The sequence below is a fragment of the Amycolatopsis sp. lyj-109 genome (assembly GCF_046548995.1).
Lineage (GTDB): Bacteria > Actinomycetota > Actinomycetes > Mycobacteriales > Pseudonocardiaceae > Amycolatopsis.
Map to the genome: position 1 here is coordinate 54,154 of NZ_JAJPWR010000033.1, position 21,634 is coordinate 75,787.

At 70.9% G+C, this 21,634-nt stretch carries 17 protein-coding genes; 11 read left to right on the forward strand and 6 right to left on the reverse strand.

Annotation, left to right across the window (positions count from 1 at the left end):
• Positions 1-9: 9 nt before the first annotated feature.
• Together ACLJQF_RS43335 and ACLJQF_RS43340 are read right to left on the reverse strand one after the other, a co-directional pair.
• Positions 10-525 (reverse strand): 2'-5' RNA ligase family protein, encoded by a 516-nt coding sequence (locus tag ACLJQF_RS43335; RefSeq protein ID WP_410616138.1) that lies wholly within the window; start codon positions 523-525, stop codon positions 10-12.
• A 16-nt stretch (positions 526-541) separates the two neighbouring features.
• Positions 542-961, reverse strand: coding sequence for a hypothetical protein (locus ACLJQF_RS43340; protein ID WP_410616139.1), 420 nt, complete (start codon positions 959-961; stop codon positions 542-544).
• 155 nt (positions 962-1,116) lie between these two features.
• On the opposite strand from ACLJQF_RS43340, the gene dinB reads away from it, so the two are divergent.
• The 4 genes from dinB to fdhD all read left to right on the forward strand — a co-directional run bounded on the left by dinB (position 1,117) and on the right by fdhD (position 6,268).
• Positions 1,117-2,307, forward strand: coding sequence for a DNA polymerase IV (gene dinB, locus ACLJQF_RS43345; protein WP_410616140.1), 1,191 nt, complete (start codon positions 1,117-1,119; stop codon positions 2,305-2,307).
• Positions 2,308-3,092: 785 nt separating this feature from the next.
• Positions 3,093-3,503 (forward strand): histone-like nucleoid-structuring protein Lsr2, encoded by a 411-nt coding sequence (locus ACLJQF_RS43350; RefSeq protein WP_410616141.1) that lies wholly within the window; start codon positions 3,093-3,095, stop codon positions 3,501-3,503.
• 619 nt (positions 3,504-4,122) lie between these two features.
• Entirely contained in the window at positions 4,123-5,433 is a 1,311-nt protein-coding gene (locus tag ACLJQF_RS43355) for an OFA family MFS transporter (RefSeq protein WP_410616142.1), read from the forward strand.
• A 1-nt stretch (position 5,434) separates the two neighbouring features.
• Complete coding sequence (gene fdhD / locus ACLJQF_RS43360) at positions 5,435-6,268, forward strand: formate dehydrogenase accessory sulfurtransferase FdhD (protein ID WP_410616143.1); 834 nt, start codon at positions 5,435-5,437, stop codon at positions 6,266-6,268.
• On the opposite strand, the gene ACLJQF_RS43365 is transcribed toward fdhD, so the two are convergent.
• Genes ACLJQF_RS43365 through sucC form a run of 3 tightly spaced genes read right to left on the reverse strand, consistent with a single transcriptional unit; the run spans position 6,256 to position 9,389 of the window.
• Positions 6,256-7,359, reverse strand: a complete 1,104-nt coding sequence (locus ACLJQF_RS43365) for a LysR family transcriptional regulator (protein WP_410616144.1) — start codon at positions 7,357-7,359, stop codon at positions 6,256-6,258. The genes fdhD and ACLJQF_RS43365 overlap by 13 nt on opposite strands.
• A complete protein-coding gene (sucD, locus tag ACLJQF_RS43370; RefSeq protein WP_410616145.1) occupies positions 7,359-8,240 on the reverse strand; it encodes a succinate--CoA ligase subunit alpha in 882 nt (293 codons plus the stop codon). Before sucD ends, ACLJQF_RS43365 begins: the two co-directional genes overlap by 1 nt.
• A gap of 3 nt (positions 8,241-8,243) precedes the next feature.
• Positions 8,244-9,389: an ADP-forming succinate--CoA ligase subunit beta gene (sucC, locus tag ACLJQF_RS43375; RefSeq protein ID WP_410616146.1), complete on the reverse strand. Its 1,146-nt coding sequence runs from the start codon at positions 9,387-9,389 to the stop codon at positions 8,244-8,246.
• A gap of 278 nt (positions 9,390-9,667) precedes the next feature.
• On the opposite strand from sucC, the gene ACLJQF_RS43380 reads away from it, so the two are divergent.
• The 5 genes from ACLJQF_RS43380 (at position 9,668) to ACLJQF_RS43400 (ending at position 17,694) form a co-directional block, all read left to right on the forward strand.
• On the forward strand, positions 9,668-11,407 hold the full coding sequence (locus ACLJQF_RS43380) for a thiamine pyrophosphate-binding protein (RefSeq protein WP_410616147.1): 1,740 nt from the start codon (positions 9,668-9,670) through the stop codon (positions 11,405-11,407).
• Between the two features lie 14 nt (positions 11,408-11,421).
• Entirely contained in the window at positions 11,422-12,651 is a 1,230-nt protein-coding gene (gene frc, locus ACLJQF_RS43385) for a formyl-CoA transferase (protein ID WP_410616178.1), read from the forward strand.
• Position 12,652: 1 nt separating this feature from the next.
• Positions 12,653-14,779 (forward strand): acetate--CoA ligase family protein, encoded by a 2,127-nt coding sequence (locus ACLJQF_RS43390; protein ID WP_410616148.1) that lies wholly within the window; start codon positions 12,653-12,655, stop codon positions 14,777-14,779.
• Between the two features lie 102 nt (positions 14,780-14,881).
• The gene (locus ACLJQF_RS43395; protein ID WP_410616149.1) at positions 14,882-16,261 is read left to right on the forward strand and encodes an OFA family MFS transporter; all 1,380 of its coding nucleotides are present in this window, start codon (positions 14,882-14,884) and stop codon (positions 16,259-16,261) included.
• Positions 16,262-16,311: 50 nt separating this feature from the next.
• Entirely contained in the window at positions 16,312-17,694 is a 1,383-nt protein-coding gene (locus tag ACLJQF_RS43400; RefSeq protein ID WP_410616150.1) for an OFA family MFS transporter, read from the forward strand.
• Positions 17,695-17,722: 28 nt separating this feature from the next.
• On the opposite strand, the gene ACLJQF_RS43405 is transcribed toward ACLJQF_RS43400, so the two are convergent.
• The gene (locus ACLJQF_RS43405; protein ID WP_410616151.1) at positions 17,723-18,460 is read right to left on the reverse strand and encodes a GntR family transcriptional regulator; all 738 of its coding nucleotides are present in this window, start codon (positions 18,458-18,460) and stop codon (positions 17,723-17,725) included.
• Between the two features lie 251 nt (positions 18,461-18,711).
• On the opposite strand from ACLJQF_RS43405, the gene ACLJQF_RS43410 reads away from it, so the two are divergent.
• Together ACLJQF_RS43410 and ACLJQF_RS43415 are read left to right on the forward strand one after the other, a co-directional pair.
• A complete protein-coding gene (locus ACLJQF_RS43410; RefSeq protein WP_410616152.1) occupies positions 18,712-19,701 on the forward strand; it encodes a 2-dehydropantoate 2-reductase in 990 nt (329 codons plus the stop codon).
• A gap of 12 nt (positions 19,702-19,713) precedes the next feature.
• Entirely contained in the window at positions 19,714-21,633 is a 1,920-nt protein-coding gene (locus tag ACLJQF_RS43415; RefSeq protein WP_410616153.1) for a molybdopterin oxidoreductase family protein, read from the forward strand.
• Position 21,634: the final 1 nt, after the last annotated feature.

Below are 21,634 nucleotides of genomic sequence, written 5' to 3' on the forward strand. Positions count from 1 at the left end.
GGCGGCGGATCAAGCGCCGAACGGTGCCTTCAGCCGCGGCTCCCAGCCGTGGCCCGTGAGCGCCACCAGTTGCAGCGTCTCCGCGCGATCGGCCAGCGGCAGCAACGGTCGCACTTCCTCGGCGACCCGCTCGAGCGCCTCTGCCGGACCGCCCATCGCGACCGTCAGGTGCGCGGCCGGGCGCGGACCGAACCGCCCCCCGTACGGCAGTACTTCCGGCCACCGCGCACAGACCGCGTCGGCAACCGCCTGAAGAGCCGGAGCGGCAAGGGCCACGAAACGCGGTGTTACAACCAAGTCCGTCAGCTGCACGTCCGCCGGAGGGGAAACGGCGGCAGCCAGGGAGCGGACCTCCGCCAGGACCTCGTCGGTCAGCGACGCGTCCGGCAGGAACGGGTACAGCACCGTCACATGGGCGGGCAGCCCCGGGCGGACCAGAGCGGGGTCGACCCGCCGAGCGGCGGTCAGCGCCGGCTCGGCAGCGGGCAGCAGGATCACCAGCGCGGTGGTTCCGGGCGAGGGCACCCCCGCATCATGGCAGTCAGGCGGCGGCGGCCTGCGGGAACCGTCCCGAGCGGGCCAGCGCAAGGCTCCGCAGGCACAGCTCCACCAGTTCCCGGTTGGCCCGGCTGTGCGGAACCGACCCGCACAGTTCGCACCGGATGGTCACCTCGCCGGCCAGTTCGTCGACCGCGACCAGTGCCTGGTGGTCGCAGCGACGGCACCAGCGGTACCCGATCGCCGGGTTCGTGTGCACCGGTGACGCCACGCAGTCGTGGAGCCAGCGGCGGTGCGTCCGGCACGTCACGCGGTCGGTCGGATCCAAGCTGCCGGCGTCCTCGACGCGGTCCTCCTGCGCCAAGGTCGCCGCCAGCAGCGGGTGTCGTGGTGCTGCCGGCCGGTCTTCCAGACTCGGCGTGGCCCACGCGTGGTGGTCACCGCATCGGCACTTCTCGGTCATGTCGCCCCCAGTGGTCGGGCTGTTCGTTGCTTCGAGTGTGAGCGCGGCAACAGAACGTGGACAACCGGAAAAACGCGCACTTTCGACCGGCGGCACGTCACCCGCGGTAGGCGGACAAGCGGACTTCGGCGCGCGGGTATGCGAACATATGTTCTATGAGCGACGAGGGTCCCATCCTGCACGCCGACCTCGACTCGTTCTACGCCTCGGTCGAACAGCGCGACGATCCGGCGCTCAAGGGACGGCCGGTGATCGTCGGCGGCGGGGTCGTGCTCGCCGCGAGTTACGAGGCCAAGGCCTATGGCGTGCGCACCGCGATGGGTGGCGCGCAGGCCCGCCGGCTGTGCCCGCACGCGGTCGTCGTGCGCCCGCGGATGTCGGCGTACCTGGCCGCCAGCCGGGCGGTGTTCGAGGTTTTCCACGACACCACCCCGTGGGTCGAAGGCATCTCGATCGACGAGGCGTTCCTCGACGTCGGAGGGTTGGCCAGGATCGGCGGGCGGCCGAGCCACATCGCCGAACGGCTGCGCGCGGCCGTCGCCGAGCGGGCCGGGCTGCCGATCACCGTCGGGGTGGCGCGGACCAAGTTCCTCGCCAAGGTCGCCAGCCGCGTCGCCAAGCCCGACGGCCTGCTCGTCGTCCCGCACGACGGCGAGCTCGAGTTCCTCCACCCGCTGCCGGTTTCGGCGCTCTGGGGCGTCGGCAAGGTCACCGCCGAGAAGCTGCGGGTGCGCGGGATCACGACCGTCGGCCAGCTGGCCGCGTCCGAGCACGTCGACCTCGTCGGCCTGCTCGGCCGGGCCGCCGGGGCGCACCTGCACCACCTGGCGCACAACGAAGACCCGCGCCGCGTCGAGATCGGCACCCGGCGGCGCTCGATCGGCGCCCAGCGGGCCCTCGGGCGCGGCAGGCGGACCCCGGCCGAGCTCGACGTCGTGCTGGTGGCGCTGGTCGACCGGATCGCCCGCCGGTTGCGCGCCGCCCGCCGCGTCTGCCGGACCGTGACGATCCGCCTGCGCTTCGCCGACTTCTCCCGCGTCACCCGCTCGCACACGCTGACCGACCCGACCGCCGGCACCGGCGTGCTGCTCGACGCGGCGCGGGAGCTGCTCGTCGCCGCGCTGCCGCTGATCGCCGACCGCGGGATCACGCTGCTGGGCGCGGCGCTGTCGAATCTGGCCGACGACAACCCGTTCCAGCCGGCCCTGCCGTTCGAGCGGCAGCGGGCGACCGAGCTCGACACCGCCCTGGACGCGGTGCGGGACCGGTTCGGGAAGGCCGCGGTCACCCGCGCGGTGCTGCTCGGCCGTCCGGACGATCTCGAAATGCCGATGCTGCCCGACTGAGCGGAAACCGGGCCGGCGCGCGTCCGCAATGCGGAGGCAATCGCCGTTCGCGTCAGTGCATGGTGACACCGAGCCAGCTTGCGAACACGGGGTGAAACGGGTCCAGTCCACTCTGGACGCGCCGTTCCCGGAGCGGTTCGGCTGCGAAGCCGACCGGGGTGGCGACGCCGCGGCAGGCCGGTAGTTCCCGTTTGGCGACGCGGGTCACCGGGTGGTCGGCCTCGAACCGCCGGAATCGTCGCGAAGGGTCCGATCCGCGAACGAATCAAGCCCGGCGCCGAGAATCGCATACTGGTCTATACCGGAATTGCCACGCATCGGGCGCGCTTCGGTGAACCGGCTCCGGCGCGTCGCTTCGGTGCGGGCGCCGGCCAGGATCGGGTGGGTATCGTGGAGCCGGTGGCAGGCCAGGGTTCCCGACGCAGTCACCGAGCGGGCGCGCCGCAAGCGTGTCGAAGAAGGGGGGCGGCGCGGTGTCGAGGAGCAAATGTGCCGCTCGCGCGGCGGCGGCTGCGAAGGCGATCTGGCTGATGCGGGGAGCATTGGCGGGAAACCGGCCAAGTTTCATGCCGTGACGGTACCGATTCGATTTCGAACATATCACGAAATTCAATTAGGTACAAGACGACGAGCATTTCGGCTCCGTTGCAGCCACTCTGGACGCGGGCGACCCACTCGTCCGAGCGGCCATTGTGGACGCTTCAGGGTGTCGCGCGTGCCGGGCATGATTCGACACGTTAGGGTCTGTCCGACCGTGTTCTGGAGAAGATGAGGAACGACGAATCATGGCGCAACGGGTTCAGGTCCAGATGGTGGACGACCTCGACGGCAGCGAGGCTTCGCAGACCGTCCCCTTCAGTCTCGACGGGGTGACGTACGAGATCGACCTGTCCGAGGAGAACGCCTCCGTGCTGCGGGACGAGCTGGCTCGGTACGTCGCCGCCGCGCGACGCATCGGCGGCCGCAAGGTCCGCCTCGCGACCGGCCAGTCGCTGGGCGGCCCGGCCGCCTCGGGCACCGACCGCGAGCGCAACCGGCAGATCCGCGAATGGGCCCAGGCGAACGGCTACGACGTCGCCGAGCGCGGCCGGCTCTCGAGCGAGATCATCGCCGGCTTCGAGGCCGACCAGGCCGCGGCGGCCGAGCCGGTCGACGCCAAGCCGGCGCGCAAGCGAGCGACCCGCAAGAAGTCTTGAAAGCTGTGCTCGGGCCGGCTGGGCGGCGCCGGGTGGCGCCGCTCGGCTGGACGGTCGCCGCTTGAGCGTTTCCAGGTGGCGTTCGGTGTTCCCATCGTGCCTCACCGTCACGCGTCCGGTTCGATGTGGACGGCGGCCCTGGTTCAGGCGCGGCCAAACGGGCACCACACCGCCTGTCGGGCGGCGAAAGCTTGTCGGAGAGCGGCTCCGGTGGCCAGACTGTCAGTGCTCCTCGCGGCCGGTACCGCGGCGGAGCACCGGTCCGGTGGTCGCCTCCTCCCTCGATGGCCACCGGGCCGCCTCCTTTCTCGGCGCCGGAGCCACCTCGCTTGGCTGCCGCCCCGCCCCGCCCCGCCCCGCCCCGCCCCGCTTGGCCCCGCTTGGCCCCGCTTGGCCCCGCTTGGCCCCGCTTGGCTGCCTCCTTCCTTGGCGCCGCCCGGCCCGGCCCGGCCGCTCGGGCTCCGGCAGTAGCTGAACCCTTCGCGTGTGAGAGCCGCTTCGCTCGGCCATCCGGGCAGCGCCCGCACCTCCCGGTGGACATCCGCGCCCGTTGAGCGCACACTCGGACTACTCCATACTGCATACAATCTTCAGTTCGCTGGAGCCGGGAGGTGCCGTGATGGCCGAGGTGCGCGAGCTCCGGGACGTCTACGGACGGCGGTACCGCGTCGGCGAGTCCGACCGGGACCTGCTCGGCCGGCCGCGGACGTGGGTCACCTGGCTCACCGCGGCGGCCATGCTCGCCGCCGGGGTGCAGCAGTACGGCTTCGGCGCGATCGTGCCGTCGCTGAGCCGGCTGCCCGGCTGGACGTTCGGCGGGATCGTCCTCTCCCTCGCCGTGTGGGCCATCTGCCAGGCCGGGGTCGCGTTCCCGGTGGCGTGGCTGCGCGAACGCGGCCTGCTCCCCGCACCCGTGGCGATGGCCGCCGGCGCGGTTCTGTGCGCCGGAGGGCTCGTGACGCTCGGCCACGCGACCGGCCTGCCGGCCGTCTTCCTCGGCTACTCCGTGCTCGGCGGGCTCGGCACCGGCCTGGTGTACGCCACCTGCGTCGGCGCGGTGCTCGCCTGGTTCCCGGACGGCACCGGCCCCCGCGCCGGCATCGTGAGCGGGGCCTTCGCCTTCGGCAGCGTTCCCTTCGTCGTGCTCGCCGCCGGCCTGCCGGCCGCGCGTCCGGTCCTGCTGGACGTCACCGCCGCGATCGTGCTCGCCGTCATCGGCGGGTGCGCGGCGCTGCTGCGGTACCCGCCGCGGAACTGGTGGCCCGCCACGCCCGAACCGCGGGCCTGGGCGCTGGACCGGGCGCACAACCGGCGTCCGGCGGTCCGGCACTACCGGCCGGCGGAACTGTTCCGGTGCGGGACGACGCTTTCGCTGTACCTCGTGGTGGTGCTCGCGGCCGCTGTGCTGTTGTTCGACCTGGCCTACCTGGCGACGTTCACCGCCGCGCGCAGCGGGCCCGGCCTGGCCGCGGCCGCGCTGGCGCTGCTCGCCGCGGCCACCGGCGGCGGACGGGTCCTCGTCGGACGGCTCGCCGACCGGCTCGGCCGTCGCCGGATCCTGCGCTTCGCCCTGCTCGCGGGCGGCGTCGCCCAGTTCGTGCTGTTCCACTCCGGCGAACACCGGCACGCCGTCGGCCTCCTGCTGGGCGTCGCGCTGGCCGGTCTCGGCAACGGCTGCTGCTACACGCTGCTCGTCGGCCTGGTGCGCGAGTACTTCGGCGAGGAGTCGGCGGCGCAGAACTTCGGGATCCTCTACAGCGCCAAGGCCGCCGGGGCCGTGGTGGGAATCGGCCTGGCCACGCTCGTCGTGACGGCGCACGGGTTCGGCGGCGCGTTCACCGCGGCCGGCGTGCTGAGCCTGGCCGGGGCGGTGCTGTCCGGGCGGCTGACCCAGCCGGGCCGGCCCAAGTCGCTGCTGCCGGTGGCGTGACGTGGGGCGGATGACGAGCAGGCGGCGGGTGCTGCGCGTCCACAACGGCGGGCACACCACCCGGCCGGACACGCTGACCGTCGAGGAACCCCTGGAAATCCGGGTCGCCGGCAAGCCGCTGACGATCACCATGCGGACGCCCGGCGACGACTTCGACCTCGCCGCCGGGTTCCTGGTCGGCGAGGGCGTGGTCCGCGCGGCGGCCGACATCCGGTCGATCCGCTACTGCGCCGGCGCGACGGCGGACGGCGGCAACACCTACAACGTCCTCGACGTCGTGCTCGCCGACGGCGTCGCGCCGCCGGACGCCTCGGTGGAACGCAACTTCTACACGACGTCGTCGTGCGGACTGTGCGGCAAGGCGAGCCTGGACGCCGTGCGCACGACGGTGACCTGGCCGGTCGGCGACGACCCCCTGGTCACCGACCCGGCGACCCTGACCGCGCTGCCGGACGAACTCCGGGCGGCCCAGCGGGTCTTCGACCGCACCGGCGGCCTGCACGCAGCGGGGCTGTTCGACGCCGACGGGAAGCTGCGGTGCCTGCGCGAGGACGTCGGGCGGCACAACGCGGTGGACAAGGTCATCGGCCGGTCGACCCGGGACGGCGAGCTGCCGCTGTCCGGGACGGCGCTGATGGTGAGCGGGCGGGCGTCGTTCGAGCTGGTGCAGAAGGCGGCGATGGCCGGGATCCCGTTGCTGGCCGCGGTGTCGGCGCCGTCGTCGCTGGCGGTGGACCTGGCTGCCGAGCTGGGCCTGACGCTGGTCGGCTTCCTGCGCGGGACGTCGATGAACGTCTACACGCGACCGGACCGCCTCGGGCTTCAGCCGAGCTGAGCGAGGACGGCGGCCACGGCGGCCCCGGCACCGGCGCGGTGCACGGCGGCGAGCTGCCAAGGGACGGGCCGCGCGAACCGCCGCACGGTCAGCTCCGGAAACCGCCCGGCGGCGGAGGTGGGAAGGACGCAGCCGGCGAACCCGGCCCGCACGAGCCCGGCGGCGACGGCGAGATCATCGACCTCCAGCGAGATCCGGCGGTGGGGGAAGGCGCGGTCGACGGCCTCGCGGATCGCCCAGCCCGGCGGGAAGTCGACGAGCGGGAGGTCAGCGAGGGCGGCGAGGTCGGCAGGGGCGGCGGGGGCGGCGGGGGCGGAGCGCGAGCCGCCGTGCGCGGTGGCGAGAACGAGTTCTTCGGCGGGGAGGAGGGTGGTGCTGAGCGCGGTCGGATCGCCGGCTGTGGCGGGAAGACGGGGCGCGTTGGGAGCGGCCGGATCGCCGGGCGGTGCGGCGGGGAGGAGGGTGGCGCTGTTGCGCGTGGCCGGATCGCCCGAGGCGGCGGCGGGAAGGAGGATGGCGTGAGGCGTGGCCGGATCGCCGGGTGTGGCGGCGGGAAGGAGCGTGGCGCTGGGCGCGCTCGGATCATCGGGTGCGGTGGCGTGGATACCGGCGAGGTCCGCTGGCTTTGCCGGTGTGCCGCCGGAATCTGCAGGCACACCGGCCGCCGCCGCGAGCACCACGTCCACAGTGGACTCCGTCAGCCCGCACCGCACCTCCTCCGGCCGCAGCTGGCGGATCTCCAGGACCAAGCCCGGGTGCGCGTGCCGCAACCGGGCCAGCACCCGGTGCAGGTCCGCCAGCAAGCCCGGGCACACCCCGAGCCGGACCCGGCCGCTCAGCGGGGACACCGCCGCCCGGGCGCGCTCGGCCGCCTCCAGGGCCGCCCGTGCCGCCGGGACGAACGCTTCGCCCGCCGGCGTCAGGACCACCCGGTGCGTCGTGCGGTGGAACAGCGGTGTGCCCAGGTCCCGCTCTAGCGCCCGCACCACCGTGGACACCGTCGACTGGACCGTCCGCAGGCGCTGGGCGGCCGCCGTGAACCCACCCTCCTCGGCGACCGCCACCACCACGGCCAGCTGGCGCAGCTCCATCAGCCCAGCAGCTCGCGGGCCAGCGCCGCCGTCTCGCTCGGCGTGCGGCCGACCCGGATTCCCGCGGCCTCCAGTGCTTCCTTCTTCGCCACGGCCGTTCCCGCCGAGCCCGACACGATCGCGCCCGCGTGGCCCATCGTCTTGCCCTCCGGGGCCGTGAAGCCCGCCACGTACCCGACGACCGGCTTCGACACGGTGGCGCGCACGAACTCCGCCGCCCGTTCCTCCGCGTCGCCGCCGATCTCGCCGATCAGCACGATCAGGTCGGTCTCCGGGTCCTTTTCGAACGCCTCGACCGCGTCGATGTGCGTCGTCCCGATGATCGGGTCGCCGCCGATGCCTACGCACGTCGAGAACCCGATGTCCCGCAGCTCGTGCATGAGCTGATACGTCAGCGTGCCGGATTTCGACACCAGCCCGATCCGGCCCGGGCCGGTGATGTCCGCCGGGATGATGCCCGCGTTCGACCGGCCGGGCGAAATGATGCCCGGGCAGTTCGGGCCGATGATCCGGGTCCGCCCACCCGCCGCGACGGCGTGCGCCCAGAGCCGCGCGCTGTCGTGCACCGGGACGCCTTCGGTGATCACCACCGCGAGCCCGATGCCGGCGTCCACCGCCTCGATCACGGCGTCGGCGACGAACGGCGGCGGCACGAACAACACGCAGACGTCCGCCCCGGTCGCCGCCATCGAGTCCGCGACGCTGCCGAACACCGGCAACGACGCGTCCCCGATGTCCACGTGCTGCCCGGCCTTGCGGGGGTTGACCCCGCCGACGACGTTCGTCCCGGCGGCCAGCATCCGCCGTGTGTGCTTCGCGCCTTCGGAACCGGTGATGCCGGAGACGACGATCCGGCTGTTCTCGTCCAAGAAGATGGCCATGGTTCAGACCTCCGCGATCGCGCGCTTCGCCGCCTCGCGGGCGGCGTCGTCCATGGTGGCCACCACGGTGACCAGGGGATGGGCGGCTTCGGCGAGGATCCGCCTGCCTTCGGCGACGTTGTTGCCGTCGAGCCGGACGACCAGGGGCTTGGTCGCGCGCGAGCCGAGGATCTCCAACGACCGCACGATCCCGGTCGCTACCGCGTCGCACGCGGTGATGCCGCCGAAGACGTTGACGAACACACTGCGCACCTGCGGGTCGCCGAGGATGACGGTCAGCCCGTCGACCATCACCTGCGCCGACGCCCCGCCGCCGATGTCGAGGAAGTTCGCCGGCCCGCGCGCGCCCGCCTCGGCCGCGGCCGCCGCCACGACGTCCAAAGTGGACATGACGAGGCCGGCGCCGTTGCCGATCACGCCGATGTCGCCGTCCAGCTTGACGTAGTTGAGATCCAGCGAACGGGCCGCGCGCTCCAGCGGGTCACCGTCCGAAGTGCTGTCGACCGCAGCCGAGCGGCGGAAGGACGCGTTGTCGTCCAGTGTGATCTTGCCGTCCAGCGCGACGATCCCGGTGGCCGTCCGGGCCAGTGGGTTGACCTCGACGAGCGTGCAGTCCTCGGCGACGAACACGTCCCACAGCTTTTCGACGACCCCGGCCACTTCGGCGCGGACGTCGGCGGGGAACGCGGCCGCGACCGCCGTCGCGTCGACTCCGTCCAGCGGATCCACCGGCACGCGGACCAGGGCGTCCGGCCGGGTAGCGGCGACTTCCTCGATCTCCATCCCGCCTTCCGCCGACGCCATCGCGAGGAACGTCCGCCCGGCGCGGTCGAGCAGGAAGGAGAGGTAGTACTCGTCCGCGATCTCGCTCGCTTCGGTCACCAGCACGCGGTGCACGGTGTGGCCCTTGATGTCCATGCCGAGGATGTCGTCGGCGGCCTGCTCGGCGTCGTCGGCTGTATGCACCACGCGGACACCACCCGCCTTCCCACGCCCGCCGGTCTTCACCTGCGCCTTGACCACCACCGGTCCACCGAGAACAGCAGCCGCCGAACGGGCTTCGGCGGGATCGGCGGCGACCCGGCCGCGGGGGACGGGTACGCCGTGCTTCTCGAAGAGATCGCGGGCTTCGTGTTCGAAGAGGTCCATGCGGGAGCGTCCTTTCCACGACGGGGCAGGGCGAGGAAATCCGCCGCGTCCGGGCGCGGGGCGATGGTCCGCGGGGGCCGGATTCGAGTCCGGAAAAACCCTGCGGATGGCCCTGGACACAGCCAGCTAGAAGAGTGACTATATGCCTACCCCATACGGTATGCAATCTACAGTCTCCCGCGAAGAGGCCGCTGACCTCGGAACTCAGCTGATGAAAGAAGAGGCGACCCACACCGCCGGACAAGAGAGATCCGGTGGCGGACCAGAGGAGTTGAGCCATGGCGCTGACCACGACCGGCACCACCGCGGGGGAGAGTTCCGCGGCGACGAACGGCGCCGAGCCCGCGCCTGCCACGGAGATATCTGGCGGCCACCTGGTGGCGAAGGCGCTGAAGGCCGAAGGGGTCGACACGATCTTCACCCTGTGCGGCGGCCACATCATCGACATCTACGACGGCTGCGTCGACGAAGGCATCGAGGTCATCGACGTCCGGCACGAACAGGTCGCGGCGCACGCGGCCGACGGCTACGCGCGGATCACCGGCAAGCCCGGCTGCGCGGTGGTCACCGCCGGGCCGGGCACCACCGACGCCGTCACCGGCGTCGCGAACGCGTTGCGCGCCGAGAGCCCGATGCTGCTGATCGGCGGCCAGGGTGCGCTGACCCAGCACAAGATGGGGTCCCTGCAGGACCTCCCGCACGTGGACATGATGACGCCGATCACCAAGTTCGCCGCCACCGTCCCGCACACCGCTCGCGTCGCCGACCTCGTGAGCATGGCCTTCCGCGAGGCCTACGCCGGCGCGCCCGGGCCGTCCTTCCTGGAGATCCCGCGTGACGTCCTCGACGCGCGCGTACCGCTGGACAAGGCCCGGATCCCCGAAGCCGGCCGCTACCGGGCGTCCACGAGGAACGCGGGCGATCCCGCCGACATCGAGAAGCTCGCCGACCTGCTGGTGCACGCCAAGAAACCGGCCATCCTGCTCGGCAGCCAGGTCTGGACCACCCGGGCGACCGGCCCGGCGACCGAGCTCGTGCGGACGCTCAATATCCCGGCGTACATGAACGGCGCCGGCCGCGGCACGCTGCCGCCGGGCGACCCGCACCACTTCCAGCTCTCCCGCCGGTACGCCTTCGACAACGCCGACGTCATCGTCATCGTCGGCACCCCCTTCGACTTCCGGATGGGCTACGGCAAGCGGCTGTCGAAGGACGCCACCGTCGTCCAGATCGACCTCGACTACCGCACGGTCGGCAAGAACCGCGACGTCGACCTCGGCATCGTCGGCGACGCCGGCCAGGTCCTCGCCGCCGTCGCCGAGGCCGCCTCCGGCCGCACTGACAACGGTGCCGTCGGCCGCAAGACCTGGCTCGAAGAACTCCAGGCCGTGGAGGAGAAGGCCAAGCGGAAGCGGCTGCCGCTGCAGCACTCCGACGCGCGCCCGATCCACCCGTACCGGCTGGTCCACGAGATCAACGAGTTCCTCACCGAGGACTCCATCTACATCGGCGACGGCGGCGACATCGTCACCTTCTCCGGCCAGGTCGTGCAGCCGAAGTCGCCCGGCCACTGGATGGACCCCGGTCCGCTCGGGACACTCGGCGTCGGCATCCCGTTCGTCCTGGCCGCCAAGCACGCGCGCCCGGACAAGGAAGTCGTCGCGCTGTTCGGCGACGGCGCCTTCAGCCTGACCGGCTGGGACTTCGAGACGCTCGTGCGGTTCGACCTGCCGTTCGTCGGGATCGTCGGCAACAACTCCTCGATGAACCAGATCCGCTACGGCCAGGCCGCGAAGTACGGCCTGCCGCGCGAGCGCGTCGGCAACACCCTCGGCGACGTCCGCTACGACGAGTTCGCGCGGATGCTCGGCGGCCACGGCGAGGAGGTCCGCGACCCGGCCGACATCGGGCCGGCGCTGCTGCGGGCGCGGGAGTCCGGCAAGCCGTCGCTGATCAACGTCTGGGTCGATCCCGACGTGTACGCACCCGGAACCATGAACCAGACCATGTACAAGTGAGCGGAGGCCAAGGCATGGGCAAGGCACTGGAGGGCGTCCGCGTCCTCGACATGACCCACGTGCAATCCGGTCCGTCGTCGACGCAGCTGCTCGCCTGGCTCGGCGCGGACGTGATCAAGCTCGAAACCCCCGGCCGCGGCGACATCACCCGCGGGCAGCTGCGCGACCTGCCCGGCGTCGACAGCCTCTACTTCACGATGCTGAACGCCAACAAGCGCAGCATCACGCTCAACATGAAGAGTACCGAGGGCAAGGAAGTCTTCGAGAAGCTCGTGTCCGGAGTGGACGTCCTGGTGGAGAACTTCGGCCCGGGCGTGGTCGACCGGTTCGGCTATCCCTGGGAGAAGCTGGCCGCGCTCAACCCGCGGCTGGTCTACGCCTCCATCAAGGGGTTCGGACCAGGCCGCTACGCCGACTTCAAGGCCTACGAGGTGGTCGCGCAGGCCATGGGCGGCGCGATGAGCACCACCGGCTTCGAGGACGGGCCGCCGACCGCGACCGGCGCGCAGATCGGCGACTCCGGCACCGGCATCCACCTGGTGGCCGCCATCCTCGCCGCGCTGTACCAGCGGACCTCCACCGGCCGCGGCCAGCGCGTCCAGGTCGCCATGCAGGACGCCGTGCTCAACCTGTGCCGCGTCAAGCTGCGCGACCAGCAGCGGCTGGCCCACGGTCCGCTGGGGGAGTACCCGAACGACCAGTTCGGCGACGAGGTCCCGCGCTCGGGCAACGCCTCCGGCGGCGGCCAGCCGGGCTGGGCGGTGAAGTGTGCGCCCGGCGGGCCGAACGACTACATCTACGTGATCGTCCAGCCACCCGGCTGGGCACCGCTCGCACGGCTGATCGGCAAGGCGGAACTGGCCGACGACCCGGCGTGGGCCACCCCCGAGGTCCGGCTGTCCAAACTGGACAAGATGTTCGCGCTGGTCGAGGAGTGGACCGAGAAGCACACCAAGTGGGAAGTGATGGAACGGCTGAACGCCTGCACCATCCCGTGCGGCCCGATCCTGTCCACCAAGGAGCTGATCGAGGACGAGACCCTGGCCGAGCTCGGCTCGGTCGTCGAGGTCCCGCACCCCGAGCGCGGCAGCTTCAAGACCGTCGGGTGCCCGCTCAAGCTGTCCGACTCGCCGGTCGAGATCGAACGGTCTCCGCTGCTCGGCGAGCACAACGACGAAGTACTGACCGAACTCGGGTACAGCGAAGCGGAGCTCGACAAGTTCCGTGCGGCGGGGGTGATCTGACGTGGCGGATCGCGCGGCGGTCGAGAAGATCCTGGAGCAGGCGGCGGCCGAAGGCCGATCGTCGCTGACCGCGCCCGAGGGGCGTGCGGTCTGCGAGGCATACGGTATCCCGACGCCGGCCGAGCGGCTGGCCACGACGGCGGGCGAAGCCGTGGCCCACGCCGAAGCCATCGGGCTGCCGGTGGTGCTCAAGATCGTCTCGCCGGACATCCTGCACAAGACCGAGGCCGGCGGCGTCCTCGTCGGCCTGCAAGACGTGGATGCAGTATCCGCGGGATTCGCGCAGATTGTAGGCAATGTCCAGGCCTACAACGCCGACGCACGGATCCTCGGCGTCCAGGTGCAGCAGATGCTGACCGAAGGCCAGGAGGTGATCATCGGCTCGGTCACCGACCCGACGTTCGGCAAGATCGTCGCTTTCGGCCTCGGCGGTGTCCTCGTGGAGGTCCTCAAGGACATCACCTTCCGGCTGGCGCCGACGAGCACCGAAGAGGCGTTGTCGATGGTCGACGGTATCCAGGCGGCGGAAATCCTGCGCGGCGTCCGGGGATCGGATCCTGTCGACCGGGCCGCCCTGGCCGCCGTGATCACCGGTCTCGGCGAGCTGGTCACCGACTTCCCGCAGCTGTCCGAAGTGGACCTCAACCCGGTGCTCGCGACGGCGACCGGGGCCACCGCGGTCGACGTCCGGATCCTGGTCGATCCCGAAGCGGCAGTGGAACCGCAACGGTTCACGCAGGAGGAGATCCTCGCCTCCATGAACCGGATCATGAAACCGGCCGCGGTCGCGGTGATCGGGGCGTCGGCCGAAGCCGGGAAGATCGGCAACTCGGTGATGAAGAACCTGGTCGACGGTGGTTACGCGGGGGAGATCCACCCGATCAACCCCAAGGCCGCGGAGATCCTCGACCGCAAGGCCTACCCGAGCATCGCCGACGTCCCGGGCGACGTCGACGTCGCGGTGTTCGCCATCCCGGCGAAGTTCGTCCCCGCGGCGCTCGAGGAAGCCGGCCGGAAGGGCGTGGCCGGCGCGATCCTCATCCCGTCCGGCTTCGGCGAGACCGGCAACATCACACTGCAGGACGAGGTCGTCGCGATCGCCCGCAAGCACGGCGTCCGCGTCCTCGGCCCCAACATCTACGGCTACTACTACACGCCCGAAAACCTGTCGGCGACATTCTGCACACCGTATGACGTCAAGGGCGGCGTGGCCCTGTCGTCGCAGAGCGGCGGCATCGGGATGGCGATCCTCGGCTTCAGCCGTTCGGCGAAGATGGGCGTCTCGTCGATCGTCGGTGTCGGCAACAAGGCCGACATCGACGAGGACGACCTGCTCACCTTCTTCGAACAGGACGACAACACCGAGCTCATCGCCATGCACCTCGAAGACCTGAAGGACGGGCGGGCGTTCGCGGAGACGGCGAAGCGGGTCTCGCGGCACAAGCCGGTCGTCGTGCTCAAGGCCGGCCGGACGTCGCAGGGTGCCAAGGCCGCGAGCTCGCACACCGGCGCGCTCGCCGGCAACGACAAGGTCTACGACGACATCCTCCGCCAGAGCGGCGTGATCCGGGCGCCCGGGCTGAACGACATGCTCGAATACGCCCGCGGCATCCCGCTGCTGCCGGCGCCGAAGGGCGAGAACGTCGTCATCATCACCGGGGCCGGCGGGTCCGGCGTGCTGCTCTCGGACGCCTGCGTCGACAACGGGCTGGACCTGATGGAGATCCCGCCGGATCTCGACACGGCGTTCCGGAAGTTCATCCCGCCGTTCGGCGCGGCCGGCAACCCGGTCGACATCACCGGCGGCGAACCGCCCTCGACCTACCGCAACACGATCGCGCTGGGCCTCGAGGACGACCGCATCCACGCCCTGATCCTGGGCTATTGGCACACCATCGTCACCCCGCCGATGGTGTTCGCGGAACTGGTGTCCGAGGTGGTCGCGGAGTACCGCGCGAAGGGTATCCACAAGCCCGTCGTCGCGTCGCTGTCCGGGGACGTCGAAGTCGAAGACGCCAGCGACTACCTCTACGAACACGGCATCGTCGCATACCCCTACACGACCGAGAAGCCCGTGGCCGTGCTCGGCGCGAAGTACCGCTGGGCACGGGCCGCGGGCCTGCTCTGACCGTCTCCACAGGGGCTGGCCCACTCACCAGGAAAGGACGAAGATCCCACCGCACGACGGCAACAGAGGGACATGAGTCAACGGTGACGAAAGAGAACTCTTATGACCGCAGCCACGTACCAGGAGATCACTGACAAGAACGGAAGAATCTACCGGGTCGGCGAGTCCGACCGGGACATCATGGGCAGGCCACGGTGGATGATGGTCGTCCTGCCCTGGGTGGCGATGATGGCCATCAGCTCGTCGGAATACGCGTTCACTTCGGCCGAGGACACGTTGTCCTCGGCGCACGGCTGGCACGGCGCGCACATCTTCTGGCTGCTGGCGGTCTGGGTGTTCTTCCAGGCCGCGGTCGCGTTCCCCGCGGGCAAGATGCGCGAGAGCGGCCGGCTGTCCGCCCGGTCGGCGATGTTCCTCGGCGCCGTGGGCACCGTGCTCGGCTACCTGGCGCTGGCCTACGCGCCCACCGTCTTCTGGGCCTACCTGGGCTTCGGCCTCTTCGGTGGTGGCGGCGCCGGGTTCGTCTACGCGACCTGCATCAACATGGTCGGCAAGTGGTACCCGGAGCGCAAGGGCGGGAAGACCGGCTTCGTCAACGGCGGGTTCGCCTACGGCTCGGTCCCGTTCATCTTCATCTTCACGAACTACCTGGACCTGGGCAACTACGGCACCATCCTGCCCGCGGTCGGTCTCTTCCTGGCCGCGGCCGTCGCGGTCAGCGGGTTCTTCTTCCGCGACCCGCCGAAGAACTGGTGGCCGGCGCACGTCGACCCGCTGAAGGTGCCGGACGACCCGCGCGTGCGCCGGTCGCTGGCGAAGAACCCGCCCGCGGTCAAGCAGTTCACCCCGCGGGAGGCGCTCCGGACCGGGATGCTGCCGCTGATGTGGATCTGCCTGCTGTGCACGGCCGGCGTCAACATCTTCGGCATCTCCGCGCAGGTCCCGTTCGGCAAGGAAATGGGCTTCGCGGGCGGGATCGTCGCGCTGGCGATGAGCCTCAAGGCGGTCATCAACGGCGCCGGGCGCGGGGTGATCGGCTGGATCTCCGACCGCTACGGGCGGCGGCAGACGCTGCTGCTGGTCTGCGTGGTGCTGGGGCTGGCCCAGGTCGCGGTGTACCTGTCCGGCTCGATCGGCAGCATGCCGCTGTTCCTGCTCGCGTCGATGGTCTCCGGGTTCGGCGGCGGGGCGATCTTCCCGCTGTTCGCCGCGCTGACCGCCGACTACTTCGGCGAGAACAACAACGCCAGCAACTACGGCCTCGTCTACAGCTCGAAGCTCGTCTCCGGGATCGTGGGCGCCGGCCTCGGGAAGCTGGTCATCGACGGGTGGGGCTACGGCCCGGCCTTCTACCTGGCCGCCGGGACGAGCCTGCTCGCCGCCGGCCTCGCCCTGTTCCTGCGCCAGCCGGGCCGCACGCCCGGCGGAATGCGTCACGGGCTCGCCGAAACCGAGCTCGTCGCGCGACCCGCCACCGGCTGACGTCCGGCACGGCAGTAGCGGAAACAAGCCGGCGACGAAAGAGAATTCTCATGACCACAGCTCAGTACCAGGAGATAACCGACGAGAACGGACGGGTGTACCGGGTCGGCGAGACCCCGCACGACATCATGGGGCGCTCGCGCGGCTGGATGGTGTGGCTGCCCTGGATCGCCATGATGGCGGTCAGCGTGTTCGAGTACGGCTGGGGCGCCGTCGAAGGCACCCTGGAGGAGAAGTACGGCTGGACGCTGTCGGACGCGTTCTGGCTGGCCAGTATCTGGGCGGTGTTCCAGGCCGCGGTGGCGTTCCCGGCCGGGCGCCTGCGGGAGAAGAACATCGTGTCGGCGAGGACGGCCATGCTCGCCGGTGCGGTGTGCAGCGCGATCGGCTACTTCACCATTTCGCACAGCGGCAACCTCGTGCTGGCGTTCGCCGGCTACTCGGTGCTCGGCGGCATCGGCGCCGGGCTGGTCTACGCGACCTGCGTCAACATGGTCGGCAAGTGGTACCCCGAGAAGCGGGGAGCACGGACCGGGTTCGTCAACGGCGGCTTCGCCTACGGCGCCGTCCCGTTCATCTACGTGTTCGCCGCCTTCCTCACCCCGGCCAACTACTCGGTGATCCTCGACGTCATGGGCGTGTACATGCTCATCGCCGTCGGGATCTGCGGGTTCCTGTTCAAGGACCCGCCGAAGAGCTGGTGGCCGGCGGACGTCGACCCGCTCGGCTGGGTCCGTGACCGGCAGTCCAAGACCGGGGGACCGGCCAAGAACCCGCCCGCCGTGAAGCAGTTCTCGCCGTTGGAAGCCGTCCGGACCGGGATGCTGCCGCTGATGTGGGTGTGCCTGGTCATCATCGGCGGGGTGTCGCTGTTCGGCATCAACTTCCAGGTGCCGTTCGCGAAGGTGAGCCATTTCGGCGCGTTCGTCGCGGCCTCTTCGGCCGGCGTGCTGGCCATCGTGAACGGCACCGGCCGCGCGGTCGTCGGCTGGGCGTCGGACAAGCTCGGACGGCGGCAGACGCTCACCGTCGTGCTGGTGATCGCGGCCGTCGCGCAGTTCGGCGTGCTGTACGCCGGGAACACGCACAACCTGGTGCTGTTCATGGTGTTCGCGTTCCTGACCGGGTTCGGCGGCGGCGCGTTCTACCCGCTGTTCGCGGCACTGGTGCCGGACTACTTCGGCGAGAACAACAACGCGTCGAACTACGGGCTGGTCTACAGCGCGAAACTGGTCGGTGGCGTCGGCGGCGGCGGCCTCGCCGCGGGTGTCATCAGCGTGTGGGGTTACACGGGCGCGTACCTCCTCGCCGGGTGCATCGCGCTCCTGTCGGCGGTGCTGACGCTGTTCCTGCGCCAGCCCGGCCGGAAGCGCCACCAGCTCGCCGAAACCGAGCTGGTGGCGCGACGGCCGTCGGCCTCGGCCGGCGGCTGATCCGGTTCGCTCCCCGGTCCTGCCGAAATCAGGATCGGGGAGCCTCCGGACGTTCGTGGTAGGCCTGGCGGGTCCGTTCGGTGTGCTTGCCCATGATCTGTTCCGCCGCCTCGACGTCCCCGTCGGAGATCGCGTGGATCAGCTCGTCGTGCTCGTTCCACGCGTCCCGCCCGCGAGGCCGGGCGATCGGCGTGTAGTACCAGCGGACCCGGCGGTCGACCAGGCCGATCAGCTCGGCCAGGACCTTGTTGCCGGACAGTTCGGTGACGAACGCGTGGAGCGCGGCGTTGGCCGCCACCAGGCCTTCGGTGTCCTCCGCGTGGAGGGCGTCGACGCCGGCTTGCTGCAGTTCCCACAGGCGCCGGACGTCCGCCGGGGTCGCGTTGCCGGCGGCGAGCTTCGCCGAGTGCGTCTCCAGCACGCTGCGGACGCTCAGCAGCTGGTCGGCCTCCTCGTCGGTCGGCAGGTGCACGAACGCGCCCTGTGCCGGGCGGAGGTCGACCCAGCCTTCGCTCTGCAGCCGCTGCAGCGCTTCCCGGACCGGCTGCCGGCTCACGCCGAGGTATTCGGCGAGGTCGGCCTCGACCAGGTGCTGCCCGGGTTCGAGGGTGCGGTTGATGATCAGTTCGGCGAGCGCGTCGTAGACGACCTGGCGCAGCGGCGCGGGCCGTTCGACGCGCTTGGCCGCGGTCGAGCTGAGCGAGCCCTTGGCCGTGCGGCGGCCGGTCGGGCCGCGGTCGGGCAGCGGGGAAGCGGGCTGGCTCACGGGACACCTCGAGTCGGGGAGGAAGGCGCTGATCTGCCACCAGGATACAGGTTTTGGTATGCAAAATCCCAGAACTCACCCCGCCGGGGTCGTTTTGAGCCGATGTGGATCAGTGGCAGCCAGGAGAGGTGACCCACTGTGTCTGATTTGTCGCTCTTCGCTGGGCCTCCTGGGGGTCGCGGCGCGAGGACTGGTTTCCATGAGGGATCCAGGATACTGTATGCAATACCGTCGGACCTTGGAGGCGCTTCATGAAGGTGGCTGTTCTCGGGGCCGGGGCGATCGGCGCCTACGTCGGCGCCGCGCTGCACCGCGGCGGGACCGAGGTGCACCTGATCGCCCGCCGGGCCCACCTCGCGGCGATGCGTGAGCACGGCGTCCGCGTGCTCAGCCCGCGCGGTGACTTCACCGCCCACCCGCACGTCACGGACGACCCCGCCGAGGTGGGCGAGGTCGACTTCGTGTTCCTCGGCCTCAAGGCCAACTCCTACGCCTCGTGCGGCGAGCTCCTCGCTCCGCTGCTCGGCCCGGAGACCGCGATCGTGGCCGCGCAGAACGGCATCCCGTGGTGGTACCTCCACGGTCTGCACGGGCATCCGCTGGAAGGACGGCGGGTCGAGACCGTCGACCCCGGTGGCTCGGTGACCGCGGTGCTCGAGCTGCGGCGGGCCATCGGCTGCGTCGTCTACTGCTCGACCGTCATCGAGGAGCCGGGCGTCGTCCGGCACCTGGAGGGCACCCGGTTCTCCCTCGGCGAGCCCGGCGGCGAGCTCTCCGCGCGCTGCAAGGTGCTCAGCGCGGCGATGATCGCCGGCGGGCTCAAGGCGCCGGTCGAGGCCGACCTGCGCAACGACATCTGGATCAAGCTGATGGGCAACGTCGCGTTCAACCCGCTCTCGGCGCTGACCCGGGCGACCATGGCCCAGATGTGCGAGCACGACGACACCCGCGAGCTCGTCGCCACCATGATGACCGAGGCACTGGCCATCGCCCGCGCGACCGGCGCCGACCCGCAGATCTCCGTCGAGAAGCGCATCGACGGCGCCTGGCGCGTCGGCCACCACAAGACGTCGATGCTGCAGGACCTGGAAGCGGGCAAGCCTCTGGAAATCGACGCGATCATCGGCGCGGTCGTCGAGCTGGCCGGCCTGACCGGCGTGCCCGCGCCCGCCCTGCGGTACGTCCACGCCGCCATTTCCCTGCTCGACCACACCAGCAAAGTCCCCGTCGGGTCGCACTGACCGGAGGTCCCCGTGAAGCGCAGGAACACCGAGCCGTACGTCCGGCTCACCCAGCCCCTGGTGCGCGATTCCGGCGTGCTGCGGCCGGCGACCTGGGAGGAAGCCCTCGACCGGGCCGCCGCCGGGATCCGCCGCACCCTGGACGGCAAGGGGCCCGAGGCGTTCGGGATGTTCTCGTGCGCCCGCGCCACCAACGAGATGAACTTCGTCGCCCAGAAGTTCACCCGCGCGGTGATCGGCACGAACAACGTCGACTCGTGCAACCGCACCTGCCACGCGCCCAGCGTCGCCGGACTGGCCCGCGTGTTCGGCAGTGGCGGCGGCACGTCGTCCTACCAGGAGATCGAGGACGCCGACGTCATCGTGATCTGGGGCGGCAACCCGCGCGAGGCGCACCCGATCTTCTTCCACCACGTGCTCAAGGCCGTCCACAAGGGAGCGAAGCTCTTCGTCGTCGACCCGCGGCAGACCAGCACGGCGAGCTGGGCGCACCGGCAGTTGCAGCTCGAGGTCGGCACCGACATCCCGCTCGCCCACGCCATCGCCCGGGAAATCATCCACTCCGGACTCGCGAACACGACGTTCATCGAGCGTGCCACCGAGGGGTTCGCCGAGTTCGCCGCATCGGTCGAGCCGTGGACCTTGGAGGTCGCGGAGAAGACCACCGGCGTCCCGGCCGAGCAGATCCGCGAACTGGCCCACGCGTTCGCCCGCGCCGACCGCGGGCAGCTGTCGTGGACCCTCGGCATCACCGAGCACCACAACGGCACCGACAACGTGCTGTCCCTGATCAACCTGGCGCTGCTGGCCGGGCAGGTCGGCCGCTACGGCGCCGGGCTGAACCCCCTGCGTGGGCAGAACAACGTCCAGGGCGGCGGCGACATGGGCGCCATCCCGGACCGGCTCCCGGGCTTCCAGGACGTCCTCGACGCCGAGGTCCGGGCCAAGTTCGACACCGCGTGGGGCTCGTCGATCCCGCCGCGCAAGGGCCTGAACCTCACCCAGATGCTCGACGCGATGGAACGCGGCGATCTGACCTGCGTGTACATCATCGGCGAGAACCCGGTGCAGTCCGAAGCGGACTGCGAGCACACGATCAAGCGGCTGGCCAACATCGACCACCTGGTCGTTCAGGACATCTTCCTGACCAAGACCGCGCAGCTGGCCGACGTCGTCCTGCCCGCGTCGGCGGCCTGGTGCGAGAGCGACGGCACCTTCACCAACTCCGAACGGCGGGTCCAGCGCGTCCGCAAGGCCCTCGAACCGCCGGAAGGCGCACGCGACGACATCGAACTGCTGGCGGAACTGGCTCGCCGGCTCGGGCACGACTGGCAGTGCACCGGCGGCGAAGAGGTCTGGGACGAGCTGCGGTCGCTGTCGCCGATGCACGCCGGGATGTCCTACGCGCGCCTGGAAGAGCTCGGCGGCATCCAATGGCCGTGCTACTCCGAAGACACCCTGGAGCCGACGTTCCTGCACGCCCGGCTGTGGGCCGAGGACCCGGCCGAGCGTGGCCGGCCGGCGCCGTTCACGGTGCTCGAACACAGCCCGCCGGTCGATCTGCTCACCGAGGAGTTCCCGATCCGGCTCACCACCGGGCGACGGCTGGACTCCTACAACACCGGCGTCCAGTCCGGCGGGTTCCCGTCCCCGCTGCGGCAGGGGGAGACCCTCGACCTCTGCCCGGAGGACGCGCGCGTGCTCGGCGTCGAACCCGACGAGCTGGTCCGGATCTCGTCGCGGCGCGGGGCGATCGTGGCACCGGTCCGGCTGGACAAGGGACTGAAGCCCGGGCTGGCGTTCATGACCTTCCACTTCCCGGACGAGGTCGACGTCAACGTCATCACCATCGAAGCCACCTGCCCGATCGCCGGGACGGCCGAGTACAAGGCGGCGGCGATCCGCGTCGACAAGCTCCCGGTGGAGGTCTGAA

Excerpts from the sequence above, each read along its gene's own strand:
- ACLJQF_RS43340 (WP_410616139.1), bottom strand. The coding sequence starts at position 961 with ATGACCGAGAAGTGCCGATGCGGTGACCACCACGCGTGGGCCACGCCG.
- dinB (WP_410616140.1), top strand. The coding sequence starts at position 1,117 with ATGAGCGACGAGGGTCCCATCCTGCACGCCGACCTCGACTCGTTCTAC.
- ACLJQF_RS43350 (WP_410616141.1), top strand. The coding sequence starts at position 3,093 with ATGGCGCAACGGGTTCAGGTCCAGATGGTGGACGACCTCGACGGCAGC.
- ACLJQF_RS43355 (WP_410616142.1), top strand. The coding sequence starts at position 4,123 with ATGGCCGAGGTGCGCGAGCTCCGGGACGTCTACGGACGGCGGTACCGC.
- ACLJQF_RS43365 (WP_410616144.1), bottom strand. The coding sequence starts at position 7,359 with ATGGAGCTGCGCCAGCTGGCCGTGGTGGTGGCGGTCGCCGAGGAGGGT.
- sucD (WP_410616145.1), bottom strand. The coding sequence starts at position 8,240 with ATGGCCATCTTCTTGGACGAGAACAGCCGGATCGTCGTCTCCGGCATC.
- sucC (WP_410616146.1), bottom strand. The coding sequence starts at position 9,389 with ATGGACCTCTTCGAACACGAAGCCCGCGATCTCTTCGAGAAGCACGGC.
- ACLJQF_RS43380 (WP_410616147.1), top strand. The coding sequence starts at position 9,668 with ATGGCGCTGACCACGACCGGCACCACCGCGGGGGAGAGTTCCGCGGCG.
- frc (WP_410616178.1), top strand. The coding sequence starts at position 11,422 with ATGGGCAAGGCACTGGAGGGCGTCCGCGTCCTCGACATGACCCACGTG.
- ACLJQF_RS43395 (WP_410616149.1), top strand. The coding sequence starts at position 14,882 with ATGACCGCAGCCACGTACCAGGAGATCACTGACAAGAACGGAAGAATC.
- ACLJQF_RS43400 (WP_410616150.1), top strand. The coding sequence starts at position 16,312 with ATGACCACAGCTCAGTACCAGGAGATAACCGACGAGAACGGACGGGTG.
- ACLJQF_RS43410 (WP_410616152.1), top strand. The coding sequence starts at position 18,712 with ATGAAGGTGGCTGTTCTCGGGGCCGGGGCGATCGGCGCCTACGTCGGC.